Here is a 20,570-nt window from a genome sequence, read left to right on the forward strand (position 1 = left end):
ATGCGCCTTCAAAAAGGCGTGGGGGTTGAGTTGAAAACAGCGTACGAATATCTGATCGGCGTCGACGGCGGCGGCACCAAGACCTATATCCGGGTCGAGCGCCCCGATGGCAGCCATGTCGCCGACGGCAGCAGCGGGCCGTCGGCGCTGATGCATGGCACCAGCAAGGCCTGGTGCGCCATTGTCACCGCGCTCGACAACGCATTCCAGAGCGCCGGCATCAGCCGCCCGCCGTACCAGGCGATCGCCGCCGGCTGCGGTTTGTCGGGCATCAACAATCCGCAATGGGCGGCGCAATTCAGCGCCCAGAACCCCGGTTTCGGCGCCCTCGCCACCGGCACCGATGCTTTCACCACCTTGCTCGGCGCGCACCTGGGGCAAGCCGGCGTCGTGGTCGCCATCGGCACCGGCAGCGTCGGTGAAGTCTTGCTGGCGGACGGCAGCCGCCGTGAAGTCGGCGGCTGGGGCTTCCAGACCGGCGACGAAGCCAGCGGCGGCTGGATCGGCCTGCGCGCCGCCAACCATGTCGAACGGGCGCTGGATGGCCGGGTTATCCCGGGTTCGCTGGCGCGCGCCATCGTGCGCTTCTGCGGCGGCGACGACGACGCCGGTACCGATTTCAGCAGCAGCCAGAACCGCGAGCGCGTGATTGCCTGGGTCAACAGCGCCAACCAAAGCATTTTTGCGCAGCTGGCGCCGCTGGTGGTGGCCCATGCAGCACAGGACGAGGCAGCGCTCACCATCTTGCACAAGGCGGGCCAGGAAATCGCCCAGATCGCCAACGCGCTCGATCCGTCCCAGCAATTGCCGATCGCCCTGTGCGGCGGCCTGGCCGCGCCGCTGCAAGCCTATTTGCCGGAACCGTTGAAATCGCGCGCGATCACGCCGCGCGCCGACGCCGCAAGCGGCGCACTGCTGCTGCTGCGCCAGCAGCTGGCAACAGAGTCAGTGGGAGAAACGATATGAACGACAACACAATACAACTGCAGGGCAACATCCTGACCAGCGACGGCTGGATCGCCGGCAGCATCGGCTTCAGCGACATGATCGCCGAGATCAAGGGTGAGGCGCAAGAACAGACGCCGGCCAGCGGCGACTACATTTTGCCCGGTTTCATCGACCTCCACGTCCACGGCGGCGGCGGCAAGGACATCATGGAAGCCGGCGACGCCGTGCACGTGGTGTCGCGCCTGCACGCCCGGCATGGCACCACCAGCATGCTGGCCACCACCATGACCGCGCCGGCGGAAGAACTGGAAGCGGCGCTTGGCGCAATCGGCCGCGCCTGCCGCGGCCGCCGTCCAGGCAGCGCCAGGGTGCTGGGCGCACATCTGGAAGGGCCTTACATCAATCCCGGAAAACTCGGCGCGCAGCCGGATTTCGCGATTGCCGCGAGCCTGGAACAGATCGACTGGCTGCGCAGCTTCGCGCCGTTGAAACTGATCACCATCGCGCCCGAAATCAACGGCCACATGCAGCTGGTGAAAACCCTGTCCCAGCTCGGCATGCGGGTGCAGATCGGCCATACCCTGGGCACTTATGAAGATGGCGTTGCGGCCCTGAAAAACGGCGCGGCCGGGTTTACCCACCTGTTCAACGCCATGAGCTCCTTCCATCACCGCCAGCCGGGCATGGCCGGCGCCGCCCTGGCCCATGCCGAATACGCGGAACTGATCCCGGACCTGCTGCACGTCCATCCAGGCGCCATCAAGACCGCGCTGCGGGCGATTCCGCGCCTGTACTGCGTCACCGATTCCACCGCCGCGTCCGGCATGCCGGACGGCGAATACATGCTGGGCCGCCAGGTAGTCCACAAATGCCTGGGCGGCGTGCGCCTGGGCGACGGCACCCTGGCCGGCAGCACCCTGACCATGGACCAGGCCCTGCGCAACCTGGTCTCGCTCGGCCTCGACCTGGCCGAGGCGTCGCTGCGCGTCTCCACCTACCCTGCCGACTATCTCGGCATGCAGGAACGCGGCCGCCTCAAGGAAGGCTGTTTCGCCGACATCCTGGTGCTGGACCGCCGGCTCAAACTCAAAGCCGTTTATGTAGAAGGAGAAAAAATTGACCTCGTTGATGCTTAAGGAAGCCCGCTCGGCGGCAGAACATGTCGCCTTGCAGCTCAGCCAGGACCGCGACCGCTATGCAGAGCTGGGGCAACGCCTGCGGGCCGCGCCGCCCTCGACCATCCTGACGGTGGCGCGCGGCAGCTCCGACCATGCCGCCAACTACTGCGCCTACCTGATCATGGCGCGCCTGGGCCGCATCGTCGCCTCGCTGCCGCTGTCGCTGGTGACCCTGAACAAAGCGCCGCTGATCGCGCGCGACGCGCTCGCCATCGCCATTTCACAGTCCGGCCAGAGCCCTGACGTGATCGAACCTATCCGCTATTTCCGCGACAGCGGCGCCACTACCGTAGCGCTGGTGAACGACGTCGCATCGCCATTGGCAAGCAGCGCCGAATGGACCCTGCCCCTGCACGCCGGCGCCGAACTCAGCGTGGCCGCCACCAAAAGCTTTATCGCCAGCCTGGTGGCTGCCGCCAGGCTCGCCGCGCACTGGCAGGACGATGCCACCTTCCTGGCCGCCATCGACGCCCTGCCGCAAGCGCTGACCGCGGCCACCCAGCTGGACTGGACGCCGGCCATCGACGTACTGGCGCCTTCCTCGCGCATCATGGTGGTCGGGCGCGGCATCAGCTTGCCGCTGGCGCTGGAATCGGCCTTGAAGTTCAAGGAAACCTCGGCGATCCAGGCGGAAGCCTTCAGCGGCGCCGAAATCAAGCATGGCCCGATGGCCTTGATTGACGAAGGTTATCCTTTGCTGATCTTCGCCACGCGCGGGCCGACCCAGGCCGGCCTGCTCAAGCTGGCCGAGGAAATGCGCGGCCGCGGCGCCAAGGTATTGCTGGCGGCGCCGGACGACGTAGCTGCACGCGACCTGACCTTGCCAATAGCAGCAACGCCGGATCTCGACCCGATCGTGGCGATCCAGGCGTTCTACGTAATGGCGGCGCAGCTGGCAGTGGCGCGCGGCATGGATCCGGACCAGCCGCGGCATCTGAGCAAAGTCACCAAGACCGAATAAGCGGAGCCCATGCAACAACCCATCCGCTGGGGCATTCTCGGCACCGGAAAAATCGCCCGGGCTTTTGCCGCCGGCCTGCGCGACGTTCCGGACGCCGTCCTGCCGGCGGTGGCGTCGCGCAGCAGCGGCAGCGCCGATGCCTTCGGCCGTGAATTCGATATACCGCACCGCCACGCCTCATACCAGGCGCTGGCAGACGATCCGCAAGTCGATGTGATCTACATCGCCACGCCGCACTCCATGCACGCCGAAAATGCCATCATGTGCCTGGCAGCCGGCAAGCATGTGCTGTGCGAAAAACCGTTCACCATGAATCGGCGCGAAGCGGAACAGGTGATCGCGCTAGCGCGCCGCAACAAGCGTTTCCTGCTGGAGGCGATGTGGTCGCGTTTCCTGCCTGGCATGGCCGAAGCCAGGCGCATCGTCGCCAGCGGCGAAATCGGCAAGGTGCGCCAGGTGCAGTCGGATTTCAGCTTTGTCGGCGCTTTCGGTCCCGAACACCGCTTGTACAATCCCGAACTCGGCGGCGGCGCGCTGCTCGACATCGGCATTTATCCTTTATCGATCTCAACTTTTTTCCTCGGCCCGGTCGACGCCGTGCAATCGATTGCCGAAATCGGCACCACCGGCGTCGACGAGCAAACCGCGTTTTCCATGCGCCATCGCGGCGGCGGACTGTCTTCCTGCGTCTGCAGCACCCGCGTCGCCGGTCCGGTCGAGATGACCATCTCCGGCGAGCTGGGCTACCTGCGCCTGCATACGAATTTCCACCTGGGTGCCAGCCTGACGATCACACTGGCGAACGGCAGCACGCGCAGCCAGCAATGCCCGTTCATCGGCAACGGTTATGCACACGAAGCGATCGAGGTAATGCGCTGCCTGCGCGCCGGCCTGCTTGAAAGCCCGTTCATGACGCATGACGAGACGCTGGCGCAGATGGCCGTTCTCGATACGATACGCGCGCAAATCGGCGTGAACTACCCTGCCGACCGCGCCTGAAGATTCGAACCCGGATAGAATATGCAGCTACAACAGCAGCGTTATCGGGATCATCATGCAGAATATTCAGGCAGTAGAACTAGCCAAGGCCTATCGCCTGCTCAATCACGGCCCGACCACGATCGTCACCAGCGCCCATGGCGGCGTCAGCAACGTGATGGCGGCAGCCTGGGCGATGCCGCTCGATTTCGATCCGCCCAAGGTCTTGCTGGTGATCGACAGCAGCACCCTGACCCGCGAACTGGTGGAAGCCTCGGGCGAATTCGCCCTGAATATCCCGACCCGGGCGCTGGCCGAAACCACGCTCGCAGTGGGATCGAGCTCGGGACGCGACGGCGACAAATTCGCCGCGCTCGATATCGCCACATTTCCCTCGGAGAAAATTGCCGCGCCGCTGATGTCGGGCTGCCTGGCCTGGCTGGAATGCAAGGTGATTCCGGAATTGCACAACCAGCAGCGCTACGACCTGTTCGTCGCCGAGGTGGTGGCTGCCTGGGCCGATGCTGCAGCGTTTTCGGCGGGCCGCTGGCATTTCCCGGCCGACGACCAGCGCTCGCTGCACTACCTGTCCGGCGGCGCCTTTTTTGCCACCGGCGAGGCATTCAATGTCGAGCTGAAGCCGTAACAAAGATTCAGTTTCCCGCCAACCCGGACAAAATCAGCCGCGCCCGATGAACGGCATGTTGGTCGCCATCACCGTCATGAACTGAACGTTCGCATCCAGCGGCAAACTCGCCATGTACAGCACTGCATTGGCGACGTTTTCCACCGACATGGTCGGCTCCACCGCAACCTGGCCGCTGGCTTGCAGGATGCCTTTCTCCATCTTTTCGGTCATGTCGGTAGCGGCGTTGCCGATATCGATCTGGCCGCAGGCGATATTGTATTTGCGGCCGTCCAGCGAAGTCGACTTGGTGAGGCCGGTGATGGCATGCTTGGTCGCCGTATAGGCGACCGAGTTCGGCCGCGGCACATGGGCCGAGATCGAACCGTTGTTGATGATGCGGCCGCCGCCCGGCGTTTGCGTCTTCATGATGCGGAACGCCTCTTGCGTGCACAGGAAAGCGCCGCTCAGGTTGACATCGACCGATGCCTTCCATTGCGCAAAATCGACATCTTCCAGCGACGCCGATTTGGTAAAGATGCCGGCATTGTTGAACAACAGGTCAAGCCGGCCGAACCGCTCCCTGGTTTTTTCGAACAAGGCCCTGACCGATGCCGGATCGCTGACGTCGGCAGATACCGGCAAGGCGTGTACACCCGATGCCCCGGCGGCGGCAACCGTTTCCTCCAGCGCGGCTACACGCCGGCCCGCCAGCACCACGCTGTAATCGTTGCGCAGCAAGGCCAGAGCGATATGCTTGCCGATGCCGGAACCTGCGCCTGTGACCAGCGCGACTTTTTTCGTTGTTGCCATTGCCTGTGCTCCTTGCCTGTTGTTTCCTGCATTTTAACGGTGTTTCGGCATCTAGCCGGGACAGCGGTGCTTCCAAACTTGTAATATTCAAATGCAACTTTGATCGTTCACTGCGTGATCTTGTTTTGTTAATCTGCCCTGCATGGCAGCCGCTTTTTGCGGCCGGCCGCACTTAAACATCAACCAGGGACTACAACAACAATGAAATCATTCGCCATCTTACTCACCGGCCTGACGCTGCTGTCGGGCCTGGCCCATGCCGACAAGCTGGACGACATCAAGAAAGCCGGCGTGCTGCGTGTCGCTACCTTCGACGGCAATCCGCCGTTCGGTTTTGTCGACCAGAAAACCAACAAGCTCATCGGCCTCGATGTCGACTACGCCAACGAAGTCGCCAAAAAGCTCGGCGTCAAGGTCGAACTGGTGCCGACCAACCCGGCCAACCGCATCCCTTTACTGACGTCCGGCAAGGTCGACGTCGTGTTCGCCAACTTCACCATCAACGCCGAGCGCGCCCAGGTGATCGATTTCAGCATTCCTTACTTTGCATCGGGCCAGCAATTCCTAGCGAAAAAAGGCGTGCTGAAGAGCGCCACGCAGATTCCCGAGCTGCGCATAGGCACCGACAAGGGCACCACCATGGAAACCACCTTGCGCGAGAAATACCCGGCCGCCAAGGTTGTCCTGTACGACGACACCCCGTTTGCATTGGCCGCCCTGCGCAACGGCAACGTCCAGGCGATTACCCAGGACGGTTCGAAGCTGATCGCGCTGCTGGCGAACATCCCGGACAAGGAAAAATATGAAATCCCGGCGTTCGCCATTTCCGAGGAATACGAAGGCGTCGGCGTACCCAAGGGCGAAACGCGCCTGGTCAATACGCTCAACGATACCCTGCGCGAATTCGAGAAAAACGGCACCGCCCTCAAGATCTACGACAAGTGGTTCGGCCCCAACAGCAAATCGCCGCTGCCGCGCCTGTTCAGGATCGGCGACACCAAGTTGAGCCAGAACTGATCGATCATCAATTCTCCGTGGTATCTGTCTTGCACCGGCAATCACCATGGTTGCCGGTGTTTTTTTGTTTAGCGGCTGCAAAGTAAAAAATGACTGAGTTTCAAACGATCCTGGGGCAAATGCTTGCCCCCAAATACCTCGGCTGGCTGGTCGACGGCCTGTGGATGACGCTGCTGCTGTCCGCCGTGGTCGCCGTTTTTTCCACCTTGCTGGGCATTGTCATCGCCGCCGCACGCTCCAGCCGGCAGCCCTGGCTAGTCCTGCCGGCTCGCGGCTTCCTTTCTGTCTTTCGCAATACGCCGCTGCTGGTGCAGCTGTTTTTCTGGTATTTCGGCGTTTCCAGCCTGCTGCCGGAAGCTTCGGTGGAATGGCTCAATACGGTGCACAGCGTGGCGCTGGGACCTTACCTGAAATTGACATGGCCATCGTTCGAGCTGCTCTGTGCAATCTTCGGCCTGAGCCTGTATTCCGCAGCTTACGTCAGCGAAGAAATCCGCGCCGGCATGCGCGGCGTTGCCGAAGCACAGCGGCTGGCCGCTGCCGCCCTCGGCCTGAACCGCTGGCAGGGATTGCGCTACGTGATCCTGCCGCAAGCAGTGCGCATTGCGCTGCCGCCCTTGCTCGGCCAGTACATGAATATCGTCAAGAATACCTCATTGACCATGGCCATCGGCCTGGCGGAACTGTCTTACACCTCGCGCCAGGTGGAGGCGCAAACCTTCAAGACTTTCCAGGCTTTCGGCGTGGCGACCTTGTTCTACATCGCCGCCATCGCGCTGATTGAAAGCTTGGGCCAGCTGATCCAGCGCCGACAGCGGCTTGCCGGCGGGACGCAGCGATGAGCATGCAACTCAGCGTATTGACGGACAACCTGCCGTACCTGCTGTGGGGCGCATATCCCGACGGTCCGCTGGGCGGAGCGGCCCTGACCGTGCTGCTCAGCGTCGGTTCGGCGCTGGTTTCGGCATTGCTGGGGCTGGTGCTGGGCATCGCCCTGTCGCTGGCGCGCGGCTGGCCGCAGCTGCTGCTGACCATGGTGCTCGGCTTCTTCCGCGCGATCCCGGTGCTGATGCTGATCTTCTGGACCTACTTCCTGCTACCCATCGTTTTCCATATCGACGTGCCGGGCGTGCTGTCCGTGATGTGCGCCCTGGCGCTGATCGGCGGCGCCTACCTGGCGCACTCGGTGCATGCCGGCATCAGCGGCATCAAGGCCGGCCAATGGGACGCCGGCCTGTCGCTCGGCATGCCGCGCGTGACGGTGCTGCGCCACATCGTGCTGCCGCAGGCGCTGCAGATGATGCTGCCCTCCTTCGTCAACCAATGGGTGACCTTGATCAAGGACAGTTCGCTGGCCTACATCGTCGGCGTCGGCGAATTGTCGTTCGTGGCGGCGCAAGTCAACAGCCGGGTGATGATTTATCCGGCCGAGATATTCATGTTCATCGGCTTGATCTATTTCGTGCTGTGCTCGGGGCTGGGCTTGTTTGCGAACCGGGTAGCGGCGCATTTCGGTTCCGCCCAAAACTGGCAGTTGGATCAGGCGCACTGATCCGCTTGCCAACTTATCGACTGATTTGGCAAGCCAGATCGATAGTCGTATTGACTAAAGCAGGATTGAATTTATACTGTATATATGTACAGTATAATATAAACCTCAGTCTTGTCTTAAAGCTTGCCATCTCACCATGTTCATATCCGCCGGTACATCCAGCATTTCCGCCGCCGCCCAATCGGTCGTGGCGACCTTGCCGCATGCCTTGTGGCGCGCAGACCAGATGGGTTCTTACCAGGGCGTGGTCACCGCTTCCGGCCATCCCTCCCTGGACCGCGAGTTGCCGAACGGCGGCTGGCCGCATTCGGCGCTGATAGAGTTGCTGCTGCAACAAGCCGGCAGCGGCGAAATACGCCTGCTGCAGCCGGCGCTGGCGCGCATCGCCAGCCAGCGCCGGATCGTCTTGCTGCAGCCGCCGCACCTGCCGCAGATCGCAGCCTGGGATGGCGCCGGCCTGGCCAGCGAACAACTGCTGTGGATCAAGGCAGCGCGCAGCGCCGATGCGCTGTGGTCGGCGGAACAGGTATTGCGCAACGGCAGCTGCGGCGCACTGCTGCTGTGGCAACCGCATATCCGCGGCGAAGCTTTGCGCCGCTTGCACCTGGCGGCCCAGGCCAGCGACACCATGCTGTGGCTGCTGCGGCCGCTGAGCGCGGCCCACGAATCCTCGCCCTCGCCTTTGCGGCTGGCATTGCGGCCGGCCCGCAACGGCGTCGAAATCCAGCTGCTCAAGCGCAAGGGGCCGCAACACGAACAAGCGTTTTACCTGCCGCTGACGGCAGCCGTGGCCGCAACCGATACGGCCACGGTCCAGGCCGTTCCGCCCCATTCTTTTGCCGCACCCGACCATGACACTCTGGATAGGCATACACCTGCCGCTGCTGGCGCTGGAAACATTGCGCCCGCGCTGGTCTGAACCCTGCATGCTGGCAGTGCTGGAACATGACCAGGTGCTGACCATGACCGCCAGCGCCGAGGCCAGCGGCGTGCGGCCTGGCATGCGCCGCGGCGGTGTGCTGGCGCTGGCGCCGCAGGCGCAGCTGTGCGAGCGCGATGCGGCGCGCGAGCAAGGCGCGCGCGACGATATCGCGCTGACCCTGCTGCAATACACGCCGGAAGTGGCGCATGCCGAGGAAGATTCGCTGCTGCTCGACGTCAGCGCCAGCCTGAGCGCTTTCGGCGGCCGCCTGGCGCTGTGCCGCCGCATCCGCGACAGCATCCAGGCGCTGGGCTTCACGCCGCACCTCAGCATGGCGCCGACCGCCCAGGGCGCATGGCTGCTGGCGCGCTATCGCTGCCAGGCCAACGTGCCGGGCCTGGCCCGGCAACGCCGCAGCTTGCGGCTGGCCAGCCTGCAGCGACGGCTGGATAAACTGCCGTTCGCGATCCTGCCGGCGGCGCGCCCCTACCAGGATTGGCTGGCCGGCATCGGCTGCCAGACCCTGGCCGACTTGCGCAAGCTGCCGCGCGCCGGCTTGCAGCGGCGCAGCGACAAGCACATCCTGGAAACCCTGGACCGCGCCTACGGCACGGCGCCGGAGGTATTCGAATGGGTGCAGCCGCCGCAGGCATTCAGCGCCTGGCTGGAACTGCCGGACCGCATCGAGCATGCCGAGGCGGTACTGTTTGCGGCGCGCCGCCTGATCCTGCAAATGATAGGCTGGCTGGTGGCGCAACAGCTGGCAGTATCGCGCTTCCTGCTGTCGCTGGAACACGAGCGCGGGCGCCAGGCAATCGCCCCCACGCCGCTGGAAATCGCACTGGGCGAACCGGCCTGGCATGAAGAACACCTGCTGCGCCTGCTGAAAGAAAGGCTGGGCCGGCTGCAGCTCGATGCGCCCGTGATCGCCTTGCGTCTGCAGGCAACCCAGGTGGCGCCGATGCTGCCGCCGACCGCTTCGCTGTTTCCCGAACCAGGCGGCACGCCCGGCGCCTACGCTCGACTGCTGGAGCTGCTGAGCGCGCGGCTCGGCAGCGAAAACGTCTTGCAGCCGGCGGCCCTGGCCGACCACCGGCCGGAAGTCGCCAACGCCTGGCAAGCCGCCGCCGACAGCCAACGCCGCCCAGCGCCAGGCGATGCATTGCATCGCCTCCAGCCGCAACGGCCATTCTGGCTCCTGCAGCAACCGTTGGCCTTGATGTTCCGCAAGCACCGACCGTTTTACGGTTCGCCCTTGCGCCTGCTGTCAGGACCAGAGCGCATCGAATGCGGCTGGTGGGATGGCCCGCCGACTGTACGCGATTACTTCGTGGCGGAAGGCGCAGAAGCCGCTTGTTACTGGATATATCGCGAGCGCGATGGCGATGACATTCGCTGGTTCCTGCACGGCTTGTTTGCCTGATTGTGTATGGACAAGAATCCTTCGCTGGCATCGCCGTCGATCGTGCTGCCGGAATACGCCGAACTGCAGTGCGTCTCGAATTTCAGCTTCCTGCGCGGCGCATCGCACCCCGAGGAACTGGTGGAACGCGCTGTCCAGCTCGGCTACGCGGCGCTGGCGATTACCGACGAATGCTCGCTGGCCGGCGTGGTGCGCGCCCATGTCGAGGCCAAACAACATAAACTGCCGTTGCTGATCGGCAGCCAGTTCCAGTTGCATGAGGCCGACGGCAGCCCGGCGTTTTCCCTGATCGCGCTGGCGCAGAACCGCGAGGGTTACGGCAACCTGTCGGAACTGATCACGCTGGCGCGCAGCCGCGCCGACAAAGGCCACTATCTGCTCAGGCCGCAAGACCTCGACGCTCCCGACGGCGCCAACGCCCACCTGCGCCAGCTGCCCGATTGCCTGCTGATCCTGCTGCCCGTGCATGGCGTCGACACCGAGACCCTGGCACGCCAGGCGACATGGCTGAACAACACCTTTCCCGGCCGCGCCTGGATCGGCATGACCATGCTGCACCAGGTCGGCGACGAGCGGCAACGCGCCGTGATTGAACAGGTCGCGCAGCAGCTCGGCTTGCCGGTGGTGGCTACCGGCGATGTCTGCATGCACCGCCGCTCGCGCAAGCCGCTGCAAGATACGCTGACCGCGATCCGGCTCGGCAAGCCTGTCGCCGCCTGCGGTTACGCATTGGCGCCGAATGCCGAACAGCATCTGCGCGCCCGGCTGCGGCTGGCCAACCTGTATCCGGCGGCGGCCTTGGCCGAAACAGTCAGGATCGCCGGCAAGTGCAGCTTCTCGCTGGATGAACTGAAATATGAATATCCGGATGAAATCGTGCCGCCCGGGCATACCCCGGCCAGCTACCTGCGCCAGCAAACCTATGTCGGCGCACGCAACCGCTTCTCCGACGAAATCCCGGCCATGGTACAGCGGCAGCTGGAAGACGAACTGGACCTGATCCAGGAACTGGAATACGAAGCTTATTTCCTGACCGTCTACGACATCGTCCAGTTTGCCCGCAGCCAGGGCATCTTGTGTCAGGGCCGCGGCTCGGCCGCCAACTCGGCGGTCTGTTATTGCCTAGGCATCACCGAGGTCGATCCAGCCCAGAGCACCTTGCTGTTCGGCCGCTTCATCAGTCGCGAGCGTAATGAACCGCCCGACATCGACGTCGATTTCGAACACCAGCGGCGCGAGGAAGTGATCCAGTACATCTACGAAAAATACGGCCGGCGGCGGGCCGCGCTGACCGCGGTGGTCATCAGCTACCGGCCGCGCAGCGTGTTGCGCGATGTCGGCAAGGCGCTCGGCGTCGATCCCGGCCTGGTCGACCAGGTCGCCAAATCGCAGCGCTGGTGGGACGACAAGCAGCAGCTGCAGCAGAATTTCAGCGAGCTCGGCATGGCTGCCGATACCGCGATTGCAGAACAATGGGCCGATCTGTCGCATACCTTGATGGGATTTCCGCGCCACCTGTCGCAGCATCCGGGCGGTTTCGTGATTTCGCGCGGCAAGCTGTCGCGCCTGGTGCCCATCGAAAACGCGGCGATGAAAGACCGTAGCGTGGTGCAATGGGACAAGGATGACCTGGATGCCTTGCGCATACTCAAGGTCGATGTGCTGGCGCTGGGCATGCTGTCGATGCTGCAGCGGGCGCTGGCGATGGTGGCGCTGCAGCGCGGCGAAGCGTTCGAGATGAAAGACATCCCGCGCGAAGACCCTGCGACTTACGACATGATCTGCAAGGCTGACACCATAGGCGTGTTCCAGATCGAAAGCCGGGCTCAGATGAGCATGCTGCCGCGCCTGAAGCCGCGGAAATTCTACGATCTGGTGATCCAGGTTGCGATCGTCCGGCCAGGGCCAATCCAGGGCGGCATGGTCCATCCTTTTCTGCAAAACAGGAAAAAGGATCCCGACGACATCGTCTATCCAAGCGACAAATTGAAAGAAGCGCTAGAAAGAACCCTCGGCATCCCGATTTTCCAGGAACAAGTAATGCAGATCGCCGTAATCGCCGCAGGTTTTACCGAGGGTGAAGCCGATAGCCTGCGCCGCTCGATGGCAGCCTGGAAACGTAAAGGCGGCCTCGAAAAATTCGAACGCAAGCTGATCGACGGCATGACAGACAGGGGCTACGAAAAGAGTTTCGCCGAAGCCATCTATAGCCAGATCCAAGGTTTCGGCGAATACGGCTTTCCGGAAAGCCACGCCGCCAGTTTCGCCCTGCTCGCCTACGCCAGCTCCTGGCTCAAATGCCATGAACCGGAAGCGTTCCTGGCGGCGCTGCTGAACAGCCAGCCGATGGGATTCTATTCGCCGTCGCAGCTGGTGCAGGATGCACGCCGGCATGGCGTGGAAGTGCTGCCTGTCGATATCAACGTCAGCAACTGGGAAGCCGCCCTGGAACCTACCTCGGCCGCCAGGCCCGCAGTCAGGCTGGGTTTCAACCTGGTGCGCGGACTGAACTCCGGGAATGTCGACGAGATTGAAGCGGCGCGCGCGGTGCGCCCGTTCGCCGATCTCAAGGACATGGCTTTGCGCAGCGGCCTGAAGCGCGACCAGCTGCAAGCGCTGGCCGCCGCCAATTCGCTCGCGCCGTTGGTCGGCAACCGCCGCCAGGCGTTGTGGCAGGCGCTGGTCAGCGCGCCGGACAAAGGCTTGCTCAAGCAGGCCCAGGTGGAGGAACAGGAGCTGCCGCTGGCCGAGCCGGCGGAAGCGGAGAACCTGCTCAACGATTACGATGCGCTGGGCCTGACCCTGGGCCGCCATCCGCTGGCGCTGCTGCGCCCGCAGTTAAACGCCCAGCGTTTCCGGTCGGCCGAAGTGCTGAATACTTTCCGCAGCGGCCGGCTGGCGCGGGCCTGCGGCATCGTCACGGTGCGCCAGCGCCCCGGCACTGCCAAGGGCGTGGTGTTCGTTACGCTGGAAGATGAAACCGGCACCGTCAACGTCATCGTCTGGCCTGACCTGGCGGACAGCCAGCGCAAGGAATTGCAGGGATCGAAGCTGATGGGCGTCAACGGCACCTGGCAGTCCCAGGAAGGCGTCAGGCACCTGGTGGCTCAGCACCTGATCGACATGTCGCCCATGCTGGGCAAGCTGTACACCACCAGCCGCGACTTTCACTGAGATTTAATCGGATTTTGGATGCGGCATGTGCAGGTGGTCGGGATGCCGGTCGAGCAGCTGGTCGATGCCGGCGCCCGGATCTTCCGTGCCGTCTTCCTGGATCGCCACCTGGCGCTCGCGCGCGCTTTCATCATCCAGATCGCGCCTGCGCTGCCAGTTCACCGCCGCCAGCCCGCCCACGCCCAGCACCGCCAGGCAAGCCGCGGGCACCAGCATCGGCGTGACATTGCTGTGCGTGAGCTTGCCCACGTACGGCATCAGGTTCTGTCCCAAAAATCCGCCCAGGTTGCCGATCGAATTGATCGCCGCGATGCTGGCCGCGGCCCGTGCGCCCTGGAAGAATTTCGGCGGCAAGGACCAGAAACAGGGATACAGCAAGGTGATGCAGGCCCCGCCTATCACCAGGGCGCCGAAACGCAGGGTGTTCGAATCGAGCAGCGCACTGGAAGTGAAGCACAGCAAACCCAGCAGGCCAATGACGGCGATTGCCTTGAACACCACCCGGTCATGGCGCAGCTTGCCCGGCAGCCACAGCAACAGCAGCACCGCCAGCCCCCACGGCATCATGTTCAGCAAGCCGTTGATGGTGGAGCTGACGCCGAAGCCTTTCACCAAAGTCGGCAGCCAGTAGGTAACGCCATACAGGGAAGTCGACATCAGCATATAGGTGGCGGCAAACAGCAGCACGCGCAGGTCCCACAAGGCCGCCAGCGGATTGCCGCGGGTGACGTTGGCTGGCGTATCGCGTTGCATCATGTCGTTCAGCTTGGCTTTCTGCTCGGCCGACAGGAATTTGGCTTCGTCTATCGAACCTGGCAGGTACACCATCACCACCAGCGTCAGCAGCACCGCCGGCGCGCCGGTTGCGATGAATACCCACTGCCAGCCGGCCAGGCCCAGCGTGCCGTTCAGATTCAACAGCAAACCGCCGACCAAGGCTCCCAGCATGTTCGCCAAGGCGCTGCCCAGCGTAAAGATGCCCAGCACACGGGTGCGGTAAATCTGCGGAAACCACAGCGTCAGGTAATAAATCACGCCCGGATAAAACCCTGCTTCCGCCACGCCCAGCATGAAGCGCAGCACATAAAACATCGGCAGCGAACTGGTGAAGCCAAGCAGTATGGTCACCGCGCCCCAGGTAAACATGATGCGCGCCAGCCAGACCCGTGCGCCGTATTTGTGCAAGGCCAGGGTGCTGGGGATCTCAAACAGCAGGTAGCCGATGAAAAACAGGGAAGCGCCCAGGCCGTAAGCCGCTTCGCTCATGCTTAATGCATGCACCATCTCCAGCTTGGCGAAACCGACGTTCTGGCGGTCGATGAAGGACACCAGGAACATCACGATCAGTAATGGCATCAGGCGCCATGCCACTTTTTTCATCAACTGGTCTTCAGACAGCTCGGTTTGTAACTGCACGTTTAGTCTCCGTATATTGTTGGATTTTGCAAATCATGAAAGCATCGGCAGCGCATCAGCAGGAGAAGAATCAGCTATCCCAATGGCGGCGCCATACCGGCGCCACTTTGGGATGTGTTTCCACCCTCTCGATCAGCTCGAAGAAAGCAGGCCGCACCTGCGCCAAATGAGGCCGTGCTCCCGACCATTTGGAAACCACGGCGGCCAACAGGTCCAGCGCGCCGAGCGAGGCGCCGCTCAGGAATGGCGAGGCAGGATAAGTATCGGCAAAAATCTCCCAATAGCTGTGCAGGCGCGCGCGCGTGCCCTCTCGGATCTGCTCTTTGACGGCATCGTCCGCATTGATGCACCAGCGTTCGGGAAAATCGATCACACCGATCGCGGCGTAGCAGTTGGCAGCGATATATACCAGGCCCCCGATCGCCTGCGCGCGCTGCGCCGCGTCGGCAGGCAGCAGCCCGGCCGCGGGATGGGCCAGGCCGAGATGGAGCAGGATGGCGGCGCTCTCGGTCAGGATGCCGCCCTCCGGCAACTGCAGGGTGGGAATCTGCCCGAGCGGATTCAGCTGCCGCAGCTCATCGAGCGCCGGACTGGGTTCCCAGGAAGCGGCGTCGATCTGGCGGTAAGGCAGCCCGGCCAGTTCCAGCGCCAGCTCGACCGCGGCGGAGCCGGAACCCTTGAAGCCATACAATGTGTACATACGCCCTGTCCAATCCATCTTTTGGAAGATAAATTCTAACAGGGAGTGGCCTTACATAGGGTCCCTCAGGCCGGATCGTCCAAACCCATGGCGTGCCGCACGCGCCCGCACAGCTCTTCAGGCGAACGGGAAATGATTTCTTCGGGCACCAGGAATTTCTTGATCAGCCGCTTGTAGCTCTCGAAACCGTAGGAAACCATGAAAGGATGCATGCCGGAGCCGATCGCGGCCAGGTAATCCTTGTGCTCGTCGCCGCAGATGTAGGCGCGCGCCGGGTTGATGTCCAGGCGCTCGCGGATGGCGCGGAATTCCTGCATCTTTTCCAGGTGCAGCGGGATGTGGGCGAAAAAATCGAGCGCATCGAGATCGATGTCATGGCGCCGGAACAACAGCCGCAGCGTCTGCTCCGGTTCGTTGGTCATGTTGCGCGTGACCAGGCCGACCGCGATGTCCGGCGTGGCGATCAGGCTGCGCACCAGGTCCGCGATGCCGGGATACAGCTTGGCCTCTTCCCGGTAGACTTCAGTCAGGGTGGCGATCAGTTGCTTGCGGCTCTGCTTGCCTATCTGCTTTTTCAGGTTGGAGGGGAATTCTTTCAGTCCGCCCAGGTATTTGAACAGGCGGCGGCGTTTCTGGAACCTTTCTTCGTCGCCGATCACCATGCCGTGGCGGGAAAAGGTCTTGTCGATGGCGCTGTAGGCATCGATGGTGGTGCCGTCCGCATCGAGGATAATTAATCGTTTGTTATTGTTGTACATGGTTTATCCGTCAAGGAAAGCGATCGCAGCCGATGCAGCATCTTGTGCGCGCCAGTAGGGTGGGCACATCGTGCCCACGCGTGAATTCACATCACGTATATGCCTGTTTCCGTGCTGCTTGGGACGGCTCTCCGGTTATCGCGGTCACGCGTGGGCACAGGTGCCCACCCTACAAGCACAATGGATCAACAACTTATAGCAGTCTTATGACAGGACGATGACTTTGACAGGCGGCGCGTCGCCTGGATTGTTGCTTGTCAACTAAAGACAACGATAAATTCCGCCCCCGGCCCCTGATCGCGCATGACCACCAGGCGCCAGCCGTGAACCAGCGAAATTTCCTTGCAAATCGACAGCCCCAGCCCCGCGCCTTCGTCGCGCCGGTTTGCGCCGCGCCAGAAACGCTTGAACAGCAGCGGCAGGTTGTCGGCGGCGATGCCGTCGCCGTGATCGCGAATCGCGATGTGGCCCGCGCTCACCGTGACGATTGCGCTGGTTCCGGCCGGAGAATGGTGGATGGCGTTCTCCAGCAGGTTCTTGACCAGTACAAACAGCGCGCCGCTGTCGGCCATCAGCGCAACTTTCTGGATCGGCGAGTTCAGTACAACCGAAACATTCAACCGATCCGCAAGCCGCCCCAGGTGCTCGACTGCGCTGACCACGACCTCTCCGGCATCGATTTGTTCAAACATGAAATTCTTGCGGTCGCTTACTTCGGCCAGGTGCAGCAGCTGGTGCACTTGGCGCGCCATGCGGTCGACGTCCTTCAGCAGCAGCTGGCGGTCAGCCGTGCCGTCGAGCTCGATTTGCCCGCGGATCAGGGCCAACGGCGTCTTCAGTTCATGCGCAACCGTGGCAAGGAATTCCTGCTGCAGCCGATAGTCCAGCTCCAGGCGGTCCAGCGCCGTATTGAATGCGTCTATCAGCGGCACCAGTTCTTTCGGCACGTCCACCGTCGACAAGCGGGAATCCAGGCTGTTGAATTCAATCCTGCTGGCCGCATCCGACGCCACGCGCAACGGCCGCAGCGCGCGGTTGAATGTGCCCCACACGACGAAGGTAAATACCAGGATGGCGATAATCACCGCGACGCCCGCAGCCATCATGAAACTGGCGCTGTCGCTGCCCATGATGGCCTGGTGCATGCGTTCGCTGCGCGCAACCTGGATATAGTAGGTTTTATCGTTGAGGGAAATGGCTTGTGTAAATACATACAACGTCAATCCCGAGCGCCGCAGGACCAGGCTGGTGTCGGCCGCGGTTTTAGGATCGAAACGTGCGCCCTTGGCAAACAAAGGAATGTTTGCGCCATCGGAGGCGATCAGCACGGCGCCCTTGTCGTCCAGGATGCGGTAGATGGAGTCCTCTTTCAATGCTTCGTAAAGCAGCTTCATTTTCGAATTCAGCTCTACCCCGGACAGCTTGCCCGAGGCGTCAAAGCGCATCCGCTCCTGGATCTTGTCGACATGCCGGAGCATCTCCCGCTTCAGCAATAACTCCGGCCCCCATTGGAATACCGCAGCCAGGCCCGCGGACACCACCAGGGCAATCACCACCAGCGTGGCCGCGGCGGAGACAATCAGTTTTTTCGACAAGCTATACTGCATCAGGCACTTCCTGCAATGCAAAACCGTAAGCGCGGACGTTGGCGATCTCGATCGCGGAATCGATCGCCAGCAGTTTTCGCCGCAACCGGTGCAAAGCGACATCCAGCGCGTTCGGGGTGACCGCATCGCCCACGCCCCAGGCTGCCATTTCCAAAGCGGTGCGGCGCACCGGCTGCCCGCCCGCGCGCACCAGGCTCAGCATCAGCTGCAGCTCCGACGGCGCCAGCGACACCGAATCGTCGCCGTTGCGCATGCAGCTCGATTCCGGCAATACCTGCAAACCCAGGTAAACCGAAACCGGGTTTTGCAATTGCGGCGGACGCCGCATCAAGGCGCGCACTCTGGCCACCAGCTCTTCCATCGAAAACGGCTTGGGCAGGTAGTCATCGGCGCCAGCCTCGAGGCCGGCCACGCGGTCATGCAAGGCGTCGAGCGCGGTCAGCATCAGGCATGGCGCCAGCACGCCCTTGGCGCGCAACTTGCGCACCAGGTCGAGCCCGTCGCCGTCCGGCAAGCCGCGGTCGATCACCAGCGCCGCATAGGGAATGCGGGCAAAGCCGTCGGCCGCATGGTCGATGCGGCCATAGACATCAACCTCGATGCCGACTGCCGCCATGGCCTGGCGAATCAGCTGCGCCATTCGCTCGTGATCTTCCAGCAGGCCGATTCGGTTCATGGTCGTATCTAGAATTTATACAGGTAGCCTACCCGCACGGTCGCCGCCGACGACTTGTCGACCAGCGGGCTGTCCTTGATGCCGGTGCCGCGCTGCAGGTCGCCGACGTCGAGTATGATCATTTGATTACGCGTTAGCGGATAGTCGGCGCGCACGCCGAACTCGATGTTGGTCGTCGATTTGCCAGTATAAGCCGCGCGGTCGGCAGTGACTTCGTTTGCTTTGACGCCGTAGTAATAATTGACATACTTGCTGTCCATCCAGGTCGTGCTCAGGTGCGGCGTCAACTGGAATCCTGCCATCGCAAAAGAATGTTCGACGCCTAGTTTCACCGTATTGCCCTTGGTGCTGCCTGCGGTCAGCCATTCCAGCGACAACTTCGCATGGGGATTGTCCCAGGTGCCTGCCACCCCGCCCCATGCACTGCCCTTGCGTTCGTCCATGCCGTGCAATGCGTCCGAATCGCTGCTCTTGTAGCCGTCGTTCAATGCATATTTGGCACGCAATGTGAAACTGAACTGGTCGACCGTCCCCAGTTTGAAGTCCAGCGTATTGCCGAAGAAGTGGATCCAGCGATTTTCATACAATACCAGCGGCAGGACAGAAACATGGTTGCTGACGCCGCGGTAAGGCCGGCTTTCAGAACCGAGGCCGATGCCCAGCCCCCATTGGGAAGCGTCGGCAGAATGCGGTTCCTCGGCCAGGACCGGATCGGCATGGCTCAGACTCGCGGCGGCGCTAAGGGCAGTGCCGATTATCGCTGCGAGGGCTAGCCGGCTGGAAAGCTTGAAATAGTGCATGTTGACTCCACAAAGTGATTGAACGAACTGCTACTGACAAGCATGTTCGGCCACAAGCTCTTACCACTTACTTACTGGAGTCTTTAAACCCGGGAATATTTGGCGGCGCGTTCCTTGCGCAGCAGGCGCACGCTGTGCAGCGCGGTCAGCAGCACCGCGCACCAGATGGGAATGTAGGTCGCCAGTTGTCCCGGCGCCATGGATTCGCCGAGGAAGACGATGGCGACGCCGACCAGCAATACCGGCTCGACGTAACCGAGGATGCCGAACAAGGCCATCGGCAGCAGCCGGCTGGCGCCCTGGTAGGCGCCGAGCGCAACCGTGCTCAGCATACCCAGCCCCGGCAGCAGGAACAGCCACATGTCAGGCCGGTGCGCGACCACCGACCAGGAATCACGCGCATACAGCATGACGACAGCAACCGGCAGCAGCAGCGCCATCTCCAGCGCGAACGCCACCACCGGATCGGCGTTGATCTTGCGGCGCAGGATAAAATAAGGCGGGTAACCGAGCGCCACCACCAGGGTCGGCCAGGCAAAGCTGCGCGTGAGCCACAGTTCGTGCAGCACGCCGATCACGGCGCAGGCCACCGCCAGCCATTGGAACAGATCCAGCCGTTCGTGATAGTAGAAACGGCCGACCAGCACCATCGTCAAGGGCAGCAGGAAATAACCCAGCGAGACTTCCAGCGCGCGGCCATGCAAGGGCGCCCACAAGAAAATCCAGAGTTGCACCCCAAGCAGTGCCACTACCACCAACAGTGCAACGCAGGTCAAGGGTTCACGCGCCAGGCGGCACAGCAAGGCACGCGCCTGCGGCAGGCGCTGACGCAAGACCAGCAGCGCCAGCGCGGCGGGCAAGGTCCACACCACGCGCCAGGCGAAAATGTCGAGGCCGTCGAGCGGCGCCAGCAACCTGGTATAACCGGACATTAAGGCGAACAGCATCGAAGCGCCGATCGACAAGCTGATGCCGCGCCCTATTTCATGTTGATTCATGGTGCTGGCCGCACCTCGGAAAAC

Annotated in this window: 19 protein-coding genes; 11 read left to right on the top strand and 8 right to left on the bottom strand. The window is 62.6% G+C overall.

From position 1 onward, the window contains the following. Genes CFU_RS13450 through CFU_RS13470 form a run of 5 tightly spaced genes read left to right on the top strand, consistent with a single transcriptional unit; the run spans position 1 to position 4,711 of the window. Positions 1–966 carry a BadF/BadG/BcrA/BcrD ATPase family protein gene (locus CFU_RS13450; protein ID WP_014006589.1) on the top strand — a complete coding sequence of 322 codons (966 nt, stop codon included), beginning with the start codon at positions 1–3 and terminating at the stop codon, positions 964–966. Further along, a complete protein-coding gene (gene nagA, locus CFU_RS13455) occupies positions 963–2,084 on the top strand; it encodes an N-acetylglucosamine-6-phosphate deacetylase (RefSeq protein WP_014006590.1) in 1,122 nt (373 codons plus the stop codon). The genes CFU_RS13450 and nagA overlap by 4 nt, the downstream gene beginning before the upstream one ends. Beyond that, a complete protein-coding gene (locus CFU_RS13460) occupies positions 2,077–3,087 on the top strand; it encodes an SIS domain-containing protein (RefSeq protein WP_190275256.1) in 1,011 nt (336 codons plus the stop codon). The genes nagA and CFU_RS13460 overlap by 8 nt, the downstream gene beginning before the upstream one ends. A gap of 9 nt (positions 3,088–3,096) precedes the next feature. After that, the gene (locus CFU_RS13465) at positions 3,097–4,086 is read left to right on the top strand and encodes a Gfo/Idh/MocA family protein (RefSeq protein WP_014006592.1); all 990 of its coding nucleotides are present in this window, start codon (positions 3,097–3,099) and stop codon (positions 4,084–4,086) included. Between the two features lie 55 nt (positions 4,087–4,141). Beyond that, complete coding sequence (locus tag CFU_RS13470) at positions 4,142–4,711, top strand: flavin reductase family protein (RefSeq protein WP_014006593.1); 570 nt, start codon at positions 4,142–4,144, stop codon at positions 4,709–4,711. Positions 4,712–4,744: 33 nt separating this feature from the next. On the opposite strand, the gene CFU_RS13475 is transcribed toward CFU_RS13470, so the two are convergent. Continuing rightward, entirely contained in the window at positions 4,745–5,503 is a 759-nt protein-coding gene (locus tag CFU_RS13475) for an SDR family oxidoreductase (RefSeq protein WP_014006594.1), read from the bottom strand. Between the two features lie 201 nt (positions 5,504–5,704). Between CFU_RS13475 and CFU_RS13480 the strand changes: the two genes are divergently transcribed. From CFU_RS13480 to CFU_RS13505, 6 genes are all read left to right on the top strand, one after another. Next, the gene (locus tag CFU_RS13480; RefSeq protein WP_041742038.1) at positions 5,705–6,520 is read left to right on the top strand and encodes an ABC transporter substrate-binding protein; all 816 of its coding nucleotides are present in this window, start codon (positions 5,705–5,707) and stop codon (positions 6,518–6,520) included. Positions 6,521–6,609: 89 nt separating this feature from the next. Further along, complete coding sequence (locus CFU_RS13485) at positions 6,610–7,362, top strand: amino acid ABC transporter permease (protein ID WP_014006596.1); 753 nt, start codon at positions 6,610–6,612, stop codon at positions 7,360–7,362. 2 nt (positions 7,363–7,364) lie between these two features. After that, positions 7,365–8,072: an amino acid ABC transporter permease gene (locus tag CFU_RS13490; protein WP_041742039.1), complete on the top strand. Its 708-nt coding sequence runs from the start codon at positions 7,365–7,367 to the stop codon at positions 8,070–8,072. Positions 8,073–8,208: 136 nt separating this feature from the next. After that, positions 8,209–8,991 carry a translesion DNA synthesis-associated protein ImuA gene (gene imuA / locus CFU_RS13495; protein WP_014006598.1) on the top strand — a complete coding sequence of 261 codons (783 nt, stop codon included), beginning with the start codon at positions 8,209–8,211 and terminating at the stop codon, positions 8,989–8,991. Then, positions 8,924–10,417, top strand: coding sequence for a Y-family DNA polymerase (locus tag CFU_RS13500; protein ID WP_014006599.1), 1,494 nt, complete (start codon positions 8,924–8,926; stop codon positions 10,415–10,417). Before imuA ends, CFU_RS13500 begins: the two co-directional genes overlap by 68 nt. A gap of 6 nt (positions 10,418–10,423) precedes the next feature. After that, entirely contained in the window at positions 10,424–13,591 is a 3,168-nt protein-coding gene (locus tag CFU_RS13505) for an error-prone DNA polymerase (protein WP_050808584.1), read from the top strand. Between the two features lie 3 nt (positions 13,592–13,594). Here CFU_RS13505 and CFU_RS13510 read toward each other — a convergent pair whose 3' ends face one another. The 7 genes from CFU_RS13510 to rarD form a co-directional block, all read right to left on the bottom strand. Continuing rightward, entirely contained in the window at positions 13,595–14,971 is a 1,377-nt protein-coding gene (locus CFU_RS13510; RefSeq protein ID WP_050808747.1) for an MFS transporter, read from the bottom strand. A gap of 106 nt (positions 14,972–15,077) precedes the next feature. Beyond that, on the bottom strand, positions 15,078–15,707 hold the full coding sequence (locus tag CFU_RS13515) for a glutathione S-transferase family protein (RefSeq protein WP_041742040.1): 630 nt from the start codon (positions 15,705–15,707) through the stop codon (positions 15,078–15,080). A gap of 65 nt (positions 15,708–15,772) precedes the next feature. Next, positions 15,773–16,465 (bottom strand): HAD family hydrolase, encoded by a 693-nt coding sequence (locus CFU_RS13520; protein ID WP_014006603.1) that lies wholly within the window; start codon positions 16,463–16,465, stop codon positions 15,773–15,775. A gap of 257 nt (positions 16,466–16,722) precedes the next feature. Continuing rightward, positions 16,723–18,072 (bottom strand): sensor histidine kinase, encoded by a 1,350-nt coding sequence (locus tag CFU_RS13525; RefSeq protein ID WP_041742041.1) that lies wholly within the window; start codon positions 18,070–18,072, stop codon positions 16,723–16,725. Continuing rightward, on the bottom strand, positions 18,062–18,748 hold the full coding sequence (locus CFU_RS13530) for a response regulator transcription factor (protein ID WP_014006605.1): 687 nt from the start codon (positions 18,746–18,748) through the stop codon (positions 18,062–18,064). Before CFU_RS13530 ends, CFU_RS13525 begins: the two co-directional genes overlap by 11 nt. 8 nt (positions 18,749–18,756) lie before the next feature. Then, complete coding sequence (locus CFU_RS13535; RefSeq protein ID WP_014006606.1) at positions 18,757–19,548, bottom strand: MipA/OmpV family protein; 792 nt, start codon at positions 19,546–19,548, stop codon at positions 18,757–18,759. 83 nt (positions 19,549–19,631) lie between these two features. After that, on the bottom strand, positions 19,632–20,546 hold the full coding sequence (gene rarD / locus CFU_RS13540) for an EamA family transporter RarD (protein ID WP_014006607.1): 915 nt from the start codon (positions 20,544–20,546) through the stop codon (positions 19,632–19,634). Positions 20,547–20,570: the final 24 nt, after the last annotated feature.

Origin of the sequence: Collimonas fungivorans Ter331 (assembly GCF_000221045.1) — a bacterium.
Lineage (GTDB): Bacteria > Pseudomonadota > Gammaproteobacteria > Burkholderiales > Burkholderiaceae_D > Collimonas > Collimonas fungivorans_A.